General features: G+C 41.0%; 12 protein-coding genes. 6 read left to right on the top strand and 6 right to left on the bottom strand.

All coding sequences use genetic code 11. The features are described 5' to 3' along the window. Positions 1-16: 16 nt before the first annotated feature. The 3 genes from AC1DV1_RS01995 to AC1DV1_RS01985 all read right to left on the bottom strand — a co-directional run bounded on the left by AC1DV1_RS01995 (position 17) and on the right by AC1DV1_RS01985 (position 2,735). The gene (locus AC1DV1_RS01995; RefSeq protein WP_477354471.1) at positions 17-850 is read right to left on the bottom strand and encodes an SDR family NAD(P)-dependent oxidoreductase; all 834 of its coding nucleotides are present in this window, start codon (positions 848-850) and stop codon (positions 17-19) included. Between the two features lie 82 nt (positions 851-932). Next, complete coding sequence (locus AC1DV1_RS01990) at positions 933-1,832, bottom strand: helix-turn-helix domain-containing protein (protein WP_477354468.1); 900 nt, start codon at positions 1,830-1,832, stop codon at positions 933-935. Positions 1,833-1,988: 156 nt separating this feature from the next. After that, positions 1,989-2,735, bottom strand: a complete 747-nt coding sequence (locus AC1DV1_RS01985) for a carboxypeptidase-like regulatory domain-containing protein (protein WP_477354465.1) — start codon at positions 2,733-2,735, stop codon at positions 1,989-1,991. Positions 2,736-3,386: 651 nt separating this feature from the next. Here AC1DV1_RS01985 and AC1DV1_RS01980 point away from each other — a divergent pair. The 3 genes from AC1DV1_RS01980 (at position 3,387) to AC1DV1_RS01970 (ending at position 8,821) form a co-directional block, all read left to right on the top strand. Then, on the top strand, positions 3,387-4,811 hold the full coding sequence (locus AC1DV1_RS01980; protein WP_477354462.1) for a toll/interleukin-1 receptor domain-containing protein: 1,425 nt from the start codon (positions 3,387-3,389) through the stop codon (positions 4,809-4,811). Positions 4,812-4,816: 5 nt separating this feature from the next. Beyond that, entirely contained in the window at positions 4,817-8,059 is a 3,243-nt protein-coding gene (locus AC1DV1_RS01975; protein WP_477354459.1) for an nSTAND1 domain-containing NTPase, read from the top strand. 234 nt (positions 8,060-8,293) lie between these two features. Beyond that, a complete protein-coding gene (locus AC1DV1_RS01970; protein WP_477354456.1) occupies positions 8,294-8,821 on the top strand; it encodes a DUF2911 domain-containing protein in 528 nt (175 codons plus the stop codon). A gap of 152 nt (positions 8,822-8,973) precedes the next feature. Here the strand turns inward: AC1DV1_RS01970 and AC1DV1_RS01965 are convergent, their stop codons facing one another. Continuing rightward, positions 8,974-10,572: a hypothetical protein gene (locus AC1DV1_RS01965; RefSeq protein ID WP_477354453.1), complete on the bottom strand. Its 1,599-nt coding sequence runs from the start codon at positions 10,570-10,572 to the stop codon at positions 8,974-8,976. Between the two features lie 403 nt (positions 10,573-10,975). Between AC1DV1_RS01965 and AC1DV1_RS01960 the strand changes: the two genes are divergently transcribed. Both AC1DV1_RS01960 and AC1DV1_RS01955 read left to right on the top strand, forming a co-directional pair. Then, the gene (locus AC1DV1_RS01960) at positions 10,976-11,521 is read left to right on the top strand and encodes an REP-associated tyrosine transposase (protein ID WP_477354450.1); all 546 of its coding nucleotides are present in this window, start codon (positions 10,976-10,978) and stop codon (positions 11,519-11,521) included. Positions 11,522-11,882: 361 nt separating this feature from the next. After that, entirely contained in the window at positions 11,883-12,464 is a 582-nt protein-coding gene (locus tag AC1DV1_RS01955; RefSeq protein WP_477354447.1) for a hypothetical protein, read from the top strand. Positions 12,465-12,477: 13 nt separating this feature from the next. On the opposite strand, the gene AC1DV1_RS01950 is transcribed toward AC1DV1_RS01955, so the two are convergent. Further along, entirely contained in the window at positions 12,478-12,699 is a 222-nt protein-coding gene (locus AC1DV1_RS01950; protein WP_477354444.1) for a hypothetical protein, read from the bottom strand. Between the two features lie 164 nt (positions 12,700-12,863). Here AC1DV1_RS01950 and AC1DV1_RS01945 point away from each other — a divergent pair, with 164 nt between their 5' ends. After that, a complete protein-coding gene (locus AC1DV1_RS01945; RefSeq protein ID WP_477354441.1) occupies positions 12,864-15,809 on the top strand; it encodes a TonB-dependent receptor in 2,946 nt (981 codons plus the stop codon). A gap of 73 nt (positions 15,810-15,882) precedes the next feature. Here AC1DV1_RS01945 and AC1DV1_RS01940 read toward each other — a convergent pair whose 3' ends face one another. After that, a complete protein-coding gene (locus tag AC1DV1_RS01940) occupies positions 15,883-16,257 on the bottom strand; it encodes a response regulator (protein ID WP_477354438.1) in 375 nt (124 codons plus the stop codon). Positions 16,258-16,346 lie beyond the last annotated feature (89 nt).

Below are 16,346 nucleotides of genomic sequence, written 5' to 3'. Positions count from 1 at the left end.
AGGTAGATGTAAGTGCTTAAAAATCAGTGGCGCAGGTAGTGTTCTCCCATTCGTGAATTTCCTTATACAGCCCGTCCAGCTTTGTTAGGGTCCGGTTATAAGCATCACCACCTAAGAGCAAACGGAGTGGCGGGTTTTCTTCATAAACCACGTTGATGATGCTTGCAGCGGCCTTTTCGGGGTCGCCTGCCTGCTGGCCATTCATGCTCAGGTATTTACAGTGCGAGTGCCTCACATCTTCATATTCGGCAATCGGGTTTTGGGTAACTGTTAATGAATCGGCCGTTAGGAAACTGGTACGGAATGCACCCGGAGCTACTACGGTAACTTTGATACCCAGCGCTTTAACATCCAAAGCCAACACTTCTGATAGGCCAATAACCGCCGATTTGGCTGCCGCATATACTGCCCAGCCGGTACCGCCGGTAATTCCCGCGATAGAAGCTATATTGATAATATGACCCGAACGCTGTTTACGCAGGTAGGGCATTACAAACCTGATTACATTTAGGGTAGCAAATACATTTACATCAAAGGCGGTGCGGGTTTCGGCATCCGTAAGTTCCTCAATAGCACCGCCAATGCCGTAGCCGGCGTTGTTGATAACTACATCTATCCGGCCAAATGTTTCATGAGTATGTTGCAGGGCCAGGGATACGCTGCTCTCGTTAACCAGATCGACCTGAAGGGGTAAAAAATCAGCACTGTTTGAACCAACGGCGGCGATAAGCTCCTGCCGGTTCCTGGAAGTGGCGGCAACAAGCTGGCCAGCATCCAGTAATTGTTTTACTAAACTAAGCCCAAAACCTTTGGAGGCTCCAGTGATAAACCATACTTTTTTGTTGTCCATAGTGTGTTTGTTTTTGATAAAACAAAGGTAATATGACAACAAAAGGGAGTAATTACGCTATTCAAACCAATTATTACGAAATTCAAACATTTCTGAACCTGGATGGTGTAACCTGGGTTTGTTTTTTAAAAAAGTTGTTGAAATGCGTTGGTTCTTCAAACCCCAGGCAGTAGCCTATTTCCGAGATATTCCAATCGGTGTGGCGGAGGAGGGATTTGGCTTCGCTCAGCAGGCGGTCGGCGATGTGGTCGGTAGTGGTTTTGCCGGTGGTTTCGCGGATGGCGCGGTTGAGGTGGTTTACATGTACCGATAACCGCTGTGCGAAATCATTGGCCGACCGCAGTGCAAAACGCTGCGATGGCGTTTCTATCGGGAACTGTCTCTCCAGCAGTTCGGTAAATACCGAGGTGATGCGCGATTTGGCATCGGCGTGTTTGTATACATTCTCGGATGGCTGGGTTTTTAGGGCGTAGTAACACAACTCGGTAACGTAATTGCGGATCAGTTCATACTTGAACGCATAGTCAGAAGCAATCTCATCCGTCATTTTACGGAACAGGCCCGTAACGTATTCGTCCTGTGCGCGGTCAAGCTGGTATACCGGTTTGGCGTTGAGGCCGAACATGGGTAGTTCGCTCAAGCCGTTGCGGAACCGCTCTACAAAAAATTCTTCGGTAAAAATGCAGAAAAAGCCCGTGCGGTCGTCGCTCATGTGCTCAAAGGTATAGGGCACAAGCGGGCTAAAAAACATGAGTGAAGTGCCTGATAATGTGATGCTTTTATCGGCATAATGAATGATGTTTTCGCCCCGCATCAGGCTTATTTTATAAAAGCTGCGGCGGCTATAGGTAACCGGTTTGGCGTTGGGCCCAATACAATCCTCAATTTTAAAAACATTAAAATGACCTATGTTTTGCTGCAGGTTATTGGGCAGCCAGTCGAATTTATTTTTGTAAAAATCTTCAAGTGTTTCGGTAGTCATAATCAAAGTTACAAAATTCAAACCGCATGTCAAGTGGTGCTTTTGGTTCTACTGTCTTAATCGTGACATTTTTGCTATACTTTTTAACACATTTAGGTAATTTATCGGCACTTTTTAGACAATAATTTTCAAAAAAACACACTTTTATGCAAAAAGTTAAAACTCCGCCTCCTTTACATCATCGTGGTGAGGTTTCCTGAATTTGGCAACACTTTTTTTGATGTAAGTAAAAATATCATAGTCGCTCATTTTGCGTACCTGGGCGGCGGCGGGGCGGTACTGGTTAATGAAATGGTATAACGAATCGGATTGCAGGCCGGTGAGCTGGGCCACCCGCTCGTCGCTAAAACGGCTGTCAACATATTTGCCCTCTTCATCGCGGATGAGCGCCTGCTTAAACCTGTAAGCATTGCTATGTTTGTAAGTAAGCAGGGCAATCAGCTGGCTGGGCACAATGGCAACGCCAACCATCGGTATTGGGCCTGCAGTTATGCCCGGCCTGATGATATCCGAAAACTTTGGCGGGTGGCTGTTAAAATCGCGGGCAAACTGAACGCGGTTACTGACAGAGTCTTTCACCCTATCGCGCCGGGCGCTGATGTTTACCTGTTTTAGCTGGATGGTTGCCTGCTCCAACTGTACAATCACATCGCCGGTTGCCAGGCCAACCGCCTGCTTAAACGATTTATAACCTTGCATTTTTACCTTTAACGTATCCCCTTGCCTGGCAACGCCAATGCTGAATATACCTTCCATATCACTTATGGCGGTAGCGTTTGTTGTGGTTACCAGCGCGCCGCTAATGCGCAGGCCGGTAGCCTTATCGGTTACTATGCCATTAACCCTTTGCCCGTAACAGCTAAGGCATATATTGACAAATAACAGCAACAACAGATATCGCATAGGTAAAGGAGGTTTGGTGTTCAGTACTTTACAAATGTAAGCGGCAGGGGCGTTGCTTGTTGGTGTTTAACATATTTTAACGTGGGGTGGCGAAACCTTTTTCACCCTGTTATGCTGATGTACGAAGCATCTAATGGCAAACTTTACAGCGCAAGCTAATTCTATCCTATGGTAAATGGCTTTTTGCAATTTAAAATATTGCGAGGCGGATAGATGCTAAATCAATTAAGCAATTGGCATGAGTAACAATTTGTATGTTGCGCCGGTGCTTAGCTATATTATGCTGTACTGCTGTGATTCCCGACCGGCAGACGGTATAACGAGACTTGCCAAAAAGGGGGTTGACTAATTGACGAGATTTGAACAACGAGGATTCTGTAAATTTCTTTACGCTGAACAGTCACAAATCATCCACCCGCAACAAGCCTTATAAAATTGCGCCAAATGGCCGACAATGCCTGTGGCTGGGCGATTTTTTTAATAATATGCAATTTATTTATAAATAAATGTATATTGCTCATGCCTAAATAAATAGCGCCTTATCAGAGCATGGACCGTCATCAAAAAAAGCGTTAAATCTTCTGATCATTCATTGTCTTACTCAAAGCCTAACATTATTAGGCCATGTTATAAACTTTAACCTTTATCGATATGCCCCTTCCAGCAGACCTTCAGCAAAGTGTTGACGAGATAGTTTACGAAATTAAAAAAGGGACGGTGATTCCGATAATTGGGTACGATTTGCTTAACGAGCCATTGATGAATAATGGCGAGCCTGATTTTTTGAAATTGCTTATAAAGGAGCATGTAAACGACGATGCTTTGTTGGACAGGCTGGTTGCCAACAGCCACAACGGAGCATTAACCGGGCACGAATTGGCCAATGAATATTATCACAGTTTAGGGGCAAGAAAAAACTCATTTAAGCAAAAACTAAGTAGAACAATTAAGCAAGAGCGCTTTAAGTGGAAACTTATACCCGATAGTTACAGAAAACTCGTCAGCATAAAACATTTCGAACTTTTTATAAATGCCACATTTATGAATTCTGTCGAGCTGGCCTTTAATACTTACCGGGGCGCGGGACTTAGCGAGGAAGAAATAAAATCATCCTACAGTGTGATGAACTACGGCAGGTATGATGGCAAGCTTTTAGAACCGGCATCTGAAAGAGGCGGCTTCCGGTTGGCGTTAAAAAAGCCCGTTGTTTGCAATATATTCGGCACGCATGACGAGATTGCCGGCAACTATATTTTAACAGATGCCGACTATGTAGAACTTATTCATGAACTGATTACTAACGACCAGGAAAAGTTCTCAAGCCTGCTTTCTTATTTAAATAGCGGTTACCTATTGTTTTTAGGCTGCAATTTCCCCGATTGGTTTTTCCGTTTCTTTATTCGCATTTGTGTTGCCAACCGGCTTGATTTAACCCCGATAAGGCAAAAAGCTGTAATAGATAGCTTAAACGGGATAGATCAAAGCCGGGCGGTTTTTATCAATAATTATGGCATTCAAAAATTAGATATTGATTGTAATACACTAATTGACGAAATATATCTTGCGCTAAACGAATCACGGGAGGAAAGCCTGTTAGACGACGAAGGCAATAGCAAGGTTTTTATTAGCTATTGCCTAAAAGACCGCGCTGTAGCCGAAGCCATAGCCGCTCAATTCGATGCTAATTATATCGAATATTTTATCGACTACAGGCAAATTGAAACGGGCGATAGTATTGATGGAAAAATTAAAAAAGCTATTGATAAATGCAGTGTTTTTGTGGCCATTGTTTCAGATAATATATCGTCGGGCAGCCCCTATGTTTGCAAGGAATGGAACTATGCTATAGATACCGATAAGCTTATTATACCCGTATTTAAACAGTTTGTTCAACAGAGCATGTATCTGCCAATTGAGGAGAAAACAAGCGGTAATATCCGGAACCTTATATTGAACAAAGACAATACAGCCGGAATACCATTGACTGATGACAACAAAATTGCGCTTGAGCAATTAAAAGACATTAAAGAAATGCAATATAAAAGCAGGGTATCGGGGCACAAAAGAAGCAATTAGTTGTTATGAAAAAAGAAAATCCATTCCGGGGGCCAAAGTCTTATGAAGATGGCGATTCCTTTTTCGGCAGAGACGCGGAAATTAAAGATATCTATAACTTAGTAAAAAATCAAACCTTAACGCTCCTTTTCGCCCGCTCCGGTACCGGGAAATCCTCATTAATAAAGGCCGGCTTAATTCCCTATTTAAGAGAAGAAAACGAGTACCTGCCGGTTTATATACACCTCAATGATTTCATCGTAAGCCAATCGGGATTAAATGACCTTTGCAAGTATGTAATTAAGCGATGCGAAGAAGAGATAAGCAAACACCTCAGTAGCCTTGAAAATGTTAAAACCGGCATTCCAAAGTTGTTAATAGATAACTCACTGTTTGAATTTTTAAATACCGTACAACTTTTTAAAACGGACGACAAATCGCCTATAAAGCTCATCATCATATTTGACCAGTTTGAAGAGATATTTACCCACCCTTTTAACGAGTTGAGCCTTAAGTTTTTAATTGCCGAAATAAGGTGTCTTATCGAATCGCAGCTACCCGAATATATGATAAAGGAGTTTGATACAGATGCTGAGGACGTTATAAACAAACTGGACGTGTTGCAACATAACCTGCTTAATAAACAGAAGAACTACCGGATTATATTTTCTTTCAGGGAAGAGTATTTACCGCAGTTTGAAAGTTTAAAAGAAGAGATCCCTTATATCCGTTTTACTAACAGCAGGTATAGGTTAGAGGCATTTAATGTTGAAACCGCTACCGATGTGATTCAGAAAACCGATAGTGAAATATCAGGGGCAATAGCTAAATTGATTTCATCAAACCTGTCAATCAACATATTAACCAATTTTGAAAAAATTATTGTAGAGCCTTTTCTTTTGAGCCTGGTTTGTCAAAAAATATATTACGATATCACCGACGGTAAAAATAAGCTTGACACCAATACCGTTGAAATAATTAAAGAACTGGTTGATACGGCCATTGAGCGGTATATTGATGATATTTATAACAAAATAAATGATGCTACCCGGGAATTTATTGAATTAAAGCTGATAACATCCGACCATAAAAGAACCCCCTTTAACTATAATGATGCTATCAAAAATCCGGAATACAAGGATATTGATAGATTAATTGATGACCCGGAATTCCGCCTTTTAAATAAAGAGCAATTTTTAGATTCTTCGCATATCGAAATTCTGCACGACCGGCTTTTACCTCCGCTTGCCCAAAGGCGAAGCCAAAGGTTAAAAAATTATGAGGACAAGGCCTTACTGGCAAAGCAACTTGAGCTGGAACAAGAAAGTAAACGGGCGCAGGCTGCGTTAGAAGCAGAGCAGGAACGGGCCTTAGTTAAATTAGAAAGTGAAAAAGAAAAGATTGAATTAACGCGCAAAACTGAAGCCTTAAGGCATGAAAGAGAAAGGATAGAATTAGAACAAAAAGCTGCTGCACTACAATATGAACGGGAAAAAGAAAAAATAGAACTTGAGAGGACAGAAGAAAAGCGGAAAACTGAGGCTTTAGAGGCGGAAAAACTTATATTAATCAAGAAAAAAAAGCAGCAAAAGATAAATTTTGCCTTAGTGTTACTCGCAGCAGCTATCTTAGGTATATTATGTGTTAGCTATTATAGTCAGAGTAAACAATTAGCTGCTAAAACGGAAATTTTAACTGCTCAAAGTAAACAATTGGCCGCTAAAAAGGATTCATTAACTGGTTTAGACGCTACCAATAAAAAGTTGATCAATCGGCTCAACATCAAAGGGGATTCACTGGCCGAACAAAAAGGTATTTCTGAGAAAAATGCCGAAAATCTTTCTGTCTCAAACAAGCAAAAAAATATTTTTTTAAAGTTTTTTAAATCCCAATCTGATTCACTCATATCGGGGTTAGCCAAACCTAATCCCCTTGCGGCATTAGCTTTGGCCGAAACTAATTATGAGCAAATAAAGCATATTGAAAATATGGACCAAAAGTTGGTTAAAAACTTCAGCGATAAAGTAATAGAGATATATAATAAATGGCCACTATTCACTACGCAACCTTTTAACATTTCAGGCTCAATATGGTATTCAGATGCTCATTATTTGATCTCCTCATCCAGTAATAGTTCGCAAATAACCCTATACACCTATGCTGTTGGCGATTCTATGACCCGTTTAGATTCTTTGCGGATAATCAGGGGCAAAACGGTTCAAAATCCAGTAACAAAAAGATTTTACCTGGGTGCTGATGTTAGAATAACGAAAGACTATATTTATTCAAGAACATTAGTTAATAAAGAATATGTAATAAATATTTGGAAGATAGCCGATGGGAAATTTGCTAAAACACCGGTCAAATTTAATTTAAATACAAACAAAGGTATCGGAGAGCCAACCTTAAATAGCACAAATATTGTTTTTAATTATTCAGATACAAACAAGGTGTTTAATAAAATCTTACTCAACCTAAATACAGCAGAGAAAACAGTAACGACAGTAAAATTTGGGGGGAATAAAGAACGGATATGGAAAATAAATTCAACAGGCACCGCCATAATTACAGCCGACACTATCGCTCCAATCCCCGATGTTGATGACATTGAAAATTTATCAAAATATTATAAGTTCCGCATTTATGATGGTGTAGAAACTACATTATTGAATACCGCAGAAGCTAACAAAAACTTAACCGACATATATTTTTATAAAAATCGAATTATTGCAACCTATAAAACTATAAATAATACAATCGTCGAATCGTTGAATTATAAGGGTGTGGTAATTGAGACCATGACGTTTTCAGAAGATGCGCTTGTAATTAGCCAGTCGTCCACCAATACCCCTATCATTGTGTTTGATAAAAGATTGACCATTCAATATAACATTGGTGACATATGGTATCGTGCCGATAGTGAATACCCCGCGTGGCTTGAACCATCTGAGTATATTAATTATAGTTTTTCGAAGGACAATAATTTATTTGCTTACGTTTTTGACCATAAAACAATTGTAATTCTCGACCTGCAGCGCCATAAACTTTTAGATGCTGTTACTTTACCGGAAGGCATCAAAGGCAACCCCATTTTTGCTGACGACGGACAATTAAAGGTATTTGGAGTTAATAATCTTTACACTGTTTATTACAGGAAAAACGGAAGAAAAGCTAATTCGCCGGCAGAGGTAAATCACCAATTAAGAATGTTTTTAGGAGATGAGATAAAAAAATTCAACAAGGAAAAATTAAATTATAGATTTAAGTAGGATGTGGCTTGATTAATAATAACCGGACTTTTTACCAGGTAATTAAGTGGTCAGCGTTAAATCTCTCAGGCCACGATTTTGTCAATGCCTGATTTTGTAGCAGGTTTAATTCTATAGATATGGTTTAAAGCAAATTCCTGCTCAGTTAACATATCTGGTGCATTTTGTTAATTTGTTTTTATTCGTCAATAACTTGTAACTTGCTTCGTATTAACCAATAAAACATTACCCATTATGAAAAGTATCACATTCAAAAAGTCATTTATGCTCGTTTTGTTCGGCATCATGATGTCGTTTACTGTTATGGCACAAGAAAAAGCAAGTCCGGCCGCTACCGCCACCGGCACTATAAACGGCGCAGCGGTAACTATTGTTTACAGCAGCCCGGCGGTTAAAGGCCGCACCATATGGGGTGGCCTGGTACCTTATGATAAAGTATGGCGGGCGGGCGCCAACCAGGCAACCATTTTTACTGCCGATAAGGCCTTAACCATACAAGGTAAAACCATTCCGGCCGGCAAATACAGCCTATACGCTGTACCGGGCGAAAAAGAATGGAAATTTATCTTCAACTCGCAAACCGGGCAATGGGGCATTAACCGCGATGGCACCACCACCCAGGACCCTGCAAAAGACGTTGCCGTGGTAACTGCCACCCCCGGAAAATCTGCCGGCACGAGCGAAAGGCTAACCTACACCATTTCGGGAAAAGGATTTGAACTGAACTGGGAGAATTTAACCGTGCCAGTAGTTTTTAATTAAGGGCTTAATGCTGAAGGCAGAAAGCCTAAAGCTTCTTGGAACAGGTTATAAAAAAGCCGCCTCATCGATACAGTTGAGGCGGCTTTTTTATCGGGTGATGATTGGATCAATCGTTGAATGTGATTTAGTTAAACACCCACGAAATTTTGTTATTAAGGTTGTAACCAAACTACTTTTACGCCTTTTTTACCATCTTCTTTAGATAGCTCGAGCGTTACATATACGTTATTTTTCCGGTCATAATCAGATATGGAAAATAAACCCAGGTTATGATCATGCTTGCCTGCAGGATTACCAAAAACATAGTCTCTTTTAGGTACTGCGTTTGCTCCGGCAATGGCATAATAAAAGCCATCGCAATCGCTCACACCTTGTATAGATACCAGGCTGCCTTGTTCCTGCTTTTCGTTATTGCGCTCGGTATCATTGAAAAGGATAAAGCTTTTAGATATTCCGTCGAGATACGCGAATGACTTAAACTGGTTGCCTCCGCGAAGTTCCTGTGCCGAGCCCTCCCTTACCGAATGATAAAAAGGGTCCAATAAAGTATTGCTTAAAACATGGCTTTTACGAATGATAAAGTCGTTTATCGGCTCGCCGGTTTTACTGTAATTAACAACTGCCAGGTCTCCCAATGTAGTGGATGAATTGCTCGACGAAGAAACATTTACACCATAACTGGTGCGGGTAATTATTTCCATCTCTTCATATACAACCGTAAAAGTACCATCCTGGTTTATGAAGATATTTTGAGGTAAGCCCCTGAATCCTTTTTTCGAACTCGCGAAAGCGTTGATCCTGTCTGACGGGGATATTTCATTAAACTTATTGATCTTTTTTTCAAACGGGTTAATAAAAGTTAGAACAGAGCTATATTCGTTTCTACTTCCCTTTTGCTTAACAACCACAGATAATATTACTGATTTTGTTGCGGGACTATAACGGGCGACTCCCTGGTAGACAGAAAGATCCTGCGAAAACCCGAGTTCGGTATAGCTTACTTCTTTAGCGCCTTTATCCAGGTTGGCCAAAATCAGCTCACTGTCACCATCATTAAGCTTGTTATAGCCGTAAGCCAGTACACAAACTTTCTCGCTACCTATTACCGCCATGTCGATATAGTGCAGGTATTTATATTTTTCGTCCGGAGATGCATAATAAGCCCTGCTCATTTCTTTATTGTTTGTGCCGTAGCTAACAATCTCAATTCGTTTACTTCTGTCGCTTTCGAAGGTATTAAATAAAACTACCGCGTAATTATCGCTGTTGGGGTCTTTACGTACAAAAAAATCAGGTATAGGTACGCCCCCGAAGGCCATCGAATATCCTTGAAATATATTTACTTTGCCTAACTCTGCAATTTTAGTATCATCCTTTAAGGTTCCTGTTTTGCCATCAATAATTACCCTGTAAAGGGTAGGTACTCTTGAATCAAGTGAGCTAACCATCAATACAACATCGCCGTTAATTTCAAACGCGCCTTTAATGTTACCACCCCGGCTTATTTTGCCATATGACGGATCAACCTGGGTTATTGCGGTTTCATGATGGGCGGGGTTATACATGTGTACCTGGATGCCCTCTTTAAGGCTGATGTCGAGGAACATCGTGTTGCCATTTTTTAATTGTAAAACTTTGGCAAAGCCCTCTTCTGGTTCCTTAAAAACCGGGCCTTCTGCAATTTGTTTAAACTGGGCTTTTACTGTCGAGAATAATAAAATAAGTAAAAATAGTGATAAAGGTTTTTTCATTTGTTTATATAATTTGGCCGCTAAAATACACAAGTGTCTCAATAATTTACAGATAAAAAAGCCTTCTTAACTATTTAAGTTTAGCTTTAAAAGTTTTGGGTAAATGCTGCCCGCAGCAACTGGTACCGGTTACCATTTTTTATTATCCGCATCTTGCAAATTTTTGTAATTTTCAACTCCATCTAAATCGATAAAGAGTGAAACAAATAGCCAATGTTATTCAGCAAAAAGCAGATTACATACCCCAAGCTGGCGCACGCGTGTCGCGTGTGCCCCGCTGATAGGTATGCGCTAAGCAAAGCCAATTTCAAATCCCGGATGTTTAGAAGCATCTGGGATTTTTTGCATTTGTTTATTAATGTTATCTAATCATTGTAGCTTTATAAAGCTAAACCAATTACCAATGAGCAGAAAATATAAATTTTTAAATAAAGAGGGGTTATACTTTGTAAGCTTTGCCACAGTAAACTGGATAGATGTTTTTACAAGGCCGGTTTATAACGAGGTAATAACAGAAAGTTTAACTTATTGCAAAAATAACCTCGGCATGGAATTATATTGCTGGTGTATAATGCCCAGCCATATACATTTAATTTACAGGGCAAGGGATAATAACCCGGAAGTAATATTAGGCAGGTTTAAAGAATTTACAGCGAAAAAATTGGTTARGGAAATTGAGGGCAACATCCAGGAATCTCGCAGGGAGTGGATGTTATCGATGTTTAAAAAGGCGGCTGCAAATAGCAGTAACGTTACAARCTACCAGTTTTGGCAGCATCATAACAAACCTATTGAACTATGGAGTGCCCACGTTATCCAACAAAAAGCCGACTATATTCACAACAACCCGGTAGCGGCCGGCTTTGTTGACGAACCATGGTACTGGAAATATTCAAGCGCTATTGATTATGCCGATGGTAAAGGACTCGTTGATATTGAATTTTTGTAAATGACAAGATTTGTGCTAAACAACTTGGCACACGCGACACGCGTGCGCCAGCCTGGGGATTCAATCTGAGTCAGACGGAGATTACATAGGCAGATATAAGCCGACATTAAACGATTATAAAAGGTGGTCCGATTGGTTGGAAAAAAATCGGGATAGACTTTATTGGGATGACAAAAATCAAACCGTCATTGTAAAATGAGAATTGGTTTTTGTTTGCCTAAGATGGAGCCCCGCTGGCGCAAGCAAGCACTTTTCAGCTTGATAACACCGACCAGAAGCTAACTTCAAGTGCCTTTAAGGCTGTTTGCCCTACGCATACAGAAAGCGATTTTAATTATTAATCTAATATCCATTTAGCAATATGAAATACCTTTTTTTCTTCTATATCGTTTTAGGGATGTTTATTTGCTCCTGTAATTTTGCAACTCCTAAAAAAGAAGTAAGGCAAGGCCGCGTTTCATTATTCTGTCTCAAAGAGAAAGATACGGTTTATGTTAAGATTACAAATAATACCGATAGCACCATTTATATCCCGGGAGAATATATGCCGGACTTTACAAACAATGATGATACGCTTCATTTTGAAACGATTAACAAATTTAAATATGGTGTTACCCGTTATTATCGATATAAGCATGTATTGGCTTTTGAGTTTTATACAACCCGGGAAATAAATGGCATTAAAGCAGATTCTGTAGAAGAATATAAAAAGCAGGTAACATTTTTTAATCAATTTCGGGTTCGGCCAATGCGCGATATAAAACCTGGATCGTCATTTATTGAAAGGCTCGAGTTTGACGTTCCGCGATATGTAACTGTGGCGCAAGCCGTATATTATAAGAGTCCATTTTTTCAGAAAAATCAAATTAACCCTCAATTTCTGGTTTTTGACAGTTTGCATGCAAACCACGTTAATGCTCCGGTTTTGAATAGATATCGATAAATATTCAGCTTTTTTAATTACGGGAAATAACCGCAAGCCTCAGGGCTTGTGGCCTGCTGATAAGTAAACGCCATGTAGGTAATGAATATGCAAATCCCGAATGTTTAATTTCATCCGGCTGTTTTGTATACCGGTGGCTCGCGTAAAGGATTGGCGTGGATACCGGCCAGGTGACTAATGCCTGTGCAGTATGAACAGAAAGCCTGGCGCCGCTTCTGCCGGCGGCGTACGCCATAATTTTAAGTCGTATATGTAACAATAATATGATTGATAGGCCTTTAGGAGCTGTATGTGTAACAATTATATGTTTATTATTTAATATGCCCTTTATATGTTGAACATTTGCACTTTAATTGTGTCTTTACCACAACTAAACACATTTGTAGCTGAACATATATCATGAAACCCCTAATTTTTACTTTAAGTATTTTTTTATTATGCGCCTTTGGCGCCCAGGCCCAAACTGCCCGCGATATTAGCGGTACCATTGCCGATACCACCAAACTGAGCTTGCCCGGCAGCAGTGTAAAACTGGTAAACGATGCCGGCGATAGTTCATTAACCATTGCCGATGCTAATGGTAAATTCAGGTTTGCGGGTGTTAAAGGGAGTAAAATAACGCTCACCATATCATCAATTGGGTTTACTGCCATAAAAAAACACTTTGCCCTGGAGGATAATACCAAGCCGGTAGATTTAGGTTTGATATTATTAAAGGCCGAAACAAACTTGCTTGGCCAGGTAAACATTATAGGAGCCGCCAATCCCATTACCCTTAAAGAGGATACCGTAATATACAACGCGGCAGCTTACAAAGTACGGGCCAACGCGCCCACCGAAGACTTGATAAAAAAGCTGCCCGGTGTGGATGTGGATGTAAACGGCAATATTACCACGCAGGGTAAACAGGTTACCAAGGTGCGGATAAACGGCAAGGATTATATGGGCGGCGATGTGCAAAGCGCCACCAAAAACCTGCCTGCCGATATTATTGAAAACATACAGATGATTGATGATTACGGCGACCAGGCCAATCTTACCGGCATTAAAACCGGCGACCCTACCAAAGTAATGAACATTACCATCAGGAAAGATAAAAACTACGGCTATACCGCCCAGGCAACTGCCGGCGATGGCCGCGATGCACTGCCGCAAGACCAGGGCGTAGCCAATAAAAACCGCTACATAGGATCATTAAATATTTTCAATTTTCACGGCGATCAGCAAATTGCGGTGCAGGGAAGTATCAATAACACCAATGTTAATACCTTCTCGTTCGGCACTGCAGGTGGTGGTGGCGGTGGTGGTTTTGGCGGCGGTGGTGGCCGTGGCAATGCGGGCCGTGGCGGTGGTGGCGGCGGAAGCCTGATTACCGCTCAAAATGGTTTAACTGATGCAAAATCAATAGGTTTAAACTTTAGGGATCAATGGGGCAAAAACCTGGCGGTATACGGCAGCTATAGCTTTGCGGATAATACCACAAGCACCAATAACAATATTTTTCAGCAAAATACCTCGGCAGCTAACCCAAGCGAGCAGCACCAGTTAAGCCTCGAAAAAGATCAGAATATCAATCACCGATTTAACTGGAACATGGAGTATAAGCCGGATACTGTTAATTACTTAAAAGTGGTGCCATCTTTTTCATACGGCAGCACCAACACTAATGAATCGGATAGTGTAAACCTTACCCGTAAAGGAACGCTTGCTTCGGCATACACCTCTACTACCAATGGCGATTCGCAATCGCCTAACTATGGTATTACCGCATTGTATAACCATAAATTTCCGCATCGCCGTAACCTGAGCATTTTTGCATCGGCAAGCTCGGCGCCAACCACATCATATCAAAACCCTATTTATAATTTTGTTCCGGGTACACAGCAAACCGCTCCCGAAAACCAGATTATTAATACGTATAGCCGTACCAATAGTGTTGGCGTAAACCTGTCATACCTTGAGCCATTGGGCACACGATCATATTTAGAGCTTAATTATTCCGTAAATCATTCGGCAACGGTAAATAATAAGGAAACGGATACACTAAGCAATGCCCAAACCTGGAATGTGTACGATTTGCTGTCGAACAAATTTGATTATACGTTTACCACCAATAAGGTTGGCTTAAACTATAGGTTCATCGAGAAAAAGTATAACTATACTTTGGGCCTGGCGGTGCAGCCTTCAACCTTAGATGGGCACTCCGTAACAAACAGTACCATCCCGGATACGCATAAAAACACCTTTAATATTATACCTACTGCCCGTTATATTTATAATTTTTCGCGCAGCAAAACATTCGCGGTTAACTATAACGGATCAAACGCGGCACCAAGCTTTACCCAGTTGCAGCCGGTTATCGATTTTTCGAACGCGCTTTACCCGGTTCAGGGTAACCCATACCTGAAACCTGCGTTTACCAACAATATATCCATAAGGTATAACAACTTTAGTTTTACAACAGGTAATGTGTTTTTTGCAAACTTTACGTACCAAAACGTATCTAACCAGGTGGTAACTAATACCATTACATCAAATACCTCAAACAGGATATTTACCCAATACCTGAATGCCGATGGCTTTTATAATTTTACCGGCCGGGTTACTTACTCCAAGCCATGGGCCGAGCGCAAATATTCGGTTACGCTTAATGGTACCGCGCAATACAATAATAACGTAGGCTACTTAACCAGCCTTACCGACCTTGACCCGCTGGCAGCCACGCCTGATCAGATAGCGTCTGCACAACAAAAAAACATTGCCAAAAACCTGGTATTTACACCCGAAATCCGTTTCAGGGTAGACTTACCGAATATCATCGACGCCCAAATTTTAACCAACTATGCCATCAACAGAACAACTAACTCGGTAAAGAATGATATTAACGATGGTTTAACCAATATCCGGACCTGGAACGTTGGCCTCACCGGTAAAAACTATTTTGGCGATTGGGTATTTAGCTACGATTATACCAAGGCAACCAATTACGGGTATGCCTCGATCATTAAAGTAACTAATCCTAATATTTTAAACATGTATGTGGAACGCCGGTTCTTAAAAAACAAGGTAGCTACCCTGCGGCTATCAGCTTTCGATTTATTTAACCAAAACACCGGTTATTCATCAACCACAACAGCCAGTTCAACTACTGTATCAAACGTAAACAGGCTTGCACGGTATTACCTGCTTACCTTTACCTTACGCCTGCAAAAATTTGCAGGTAAAGCGCCAACCCAGGACATTAGGGGCGACAGGCAGCGTGGTGGTCCAGGCGGCGGTGGTCCGGGTGGTGGCGGTCCAGGCGGTGGTGGTCCGGGTGGCGGCGGCCCGGGTGGTCCGCAATAAAAGGCATAAACTAACAAGGCCCTATCCTAAACAGATGGGGCCTTGTTATATAATGTAGAATAAAATTTAATGTTTATTCACTAATCAGCACCTTGCTGATAACCTTTTCCAATTCTTCTAGGTCAAACGGTTTGGCCAGGTAGGTTTGGGCGCCGGCATTGCTGGCCAGGATCTGGATATCGCTATTGGCCGAAAAGTAAATTACCGGGATGTTTTTTAACTCTTCCGATTTTTTTAATGTTTGGGTGGCAATAATGCCGCCGGCATCAGGAATCCAGTTATCCATGAGTATAACATCCGGTAAAACGCGCGATACTTTTTCGGTTATATTATTGCAATCAGTGAAAGTAAAAACCTCCCAGCCTTGCTCTTCTAAAATATAACTGCATATAGAAAGGATGTCTTCGTCATCATCAAAAATGATGATCTTTTTATTCGGGTCTCTCATGTGGATAGTGCAAGTGAAAATATACTTTATTTTTAATAAAAGCAAATAAATTTAGCTTCTAATTAAATGCGACTCCTGCCCGTTGTAAG

The sequence above is a fragment of the Mucilaginibacter sp. P4_D1 genome (genome assembly GCF_056401935.1).
This window is presented reverse-complemented; position numbering and strand designations above follow the sequence as displayed.

What these genes read in the sequence shown, in the direction of transcription:
- AC1DV1_RS01950 (WP_477354444.1), bottom strand. Translation starts at nt 12,699, where the DNA reads ATGGCGTACGCCGCCGGCAGAAGCGGCGCCAGGCTTTCTGTTCATACT.
- AC1DV1_RS01980 (WP_477354462.1), top strand. Translation starts at nt 3,387, where the DNA reads ATGCCCCTTCCAGCAGACCTTCAGCAAAGTGTTGACGAGATAGTTTAC.
- AC1DV1_RS01970 (WP_477354456.1), top strand. Translation starts at nt 8,294, where the DNA reads ATGAAAAGTATCACATTCAAAAAGTCATTTATGCTCGTTTTGTTCGGC.
- AC1DV1_RS01945 (WP_477354441.1), top strand. Translation starts at nt 12,864, where the DNA reads ATGAAACCCCTAATTTTTACTTTAAGTATTTTTTTATTATGCGCCTTT.
- AC1DV1_RS01985 (WP_477354465.1), bottom strand. Translation starts at nt 2,735, where the DNA reads ATGCGATATCTGTTGTTGCTGTTATTTGTCAATATATGCCTTAGCTGT.
- AC1DV1_RS01990 (WP_477354468.1), bottom strand. Translation starts at nt 1,832, where the DNA reads ATGACTACCGAAACACTTGAAGATTTTTACAAAAATAAATTCGACTGG.
- AC1DV1_RS01965 (WP_477354453.1), bottom strand. Translation starts at nt 10,572, where the DNA reads ATGAAAAAACCTTTATCACTATTTTTACTTATTTTATTATTCTCGACA.
- AC1DV1_RS01955 (WP_477354447.1), top strand. Translation starts at nt 11,883, where the DNA reads ATGAAATACCTTTTTTTCTTCTATATCGTTTTAGGGATGTTTATTTGC.
- AC1DV1_RS01975 (WP_477354459.1), top strand. Translation starts at nt 4,817, where the DNA reads ATGAAAAAAGAAAATCCATTCCGGGGGCCAAAGTCTTATGAAGATGGC.
- AC1DV1_RS01995 (WP_477354471.1), bottom strand. Translation starts at nt 850, where the DNA reads ATGGACAACAAAAAAGTATGGTTTATCACTGGAGCCTCCAAAGGTTTT.
- AC1DV1_RS01940 (WP_477354438.1), bottom strand. Translation starts at nt 16,257, where the DNA reads ATGAGAGACCCGAATAAAAAGATCATCATTTTTGATGATGACGAAGAC.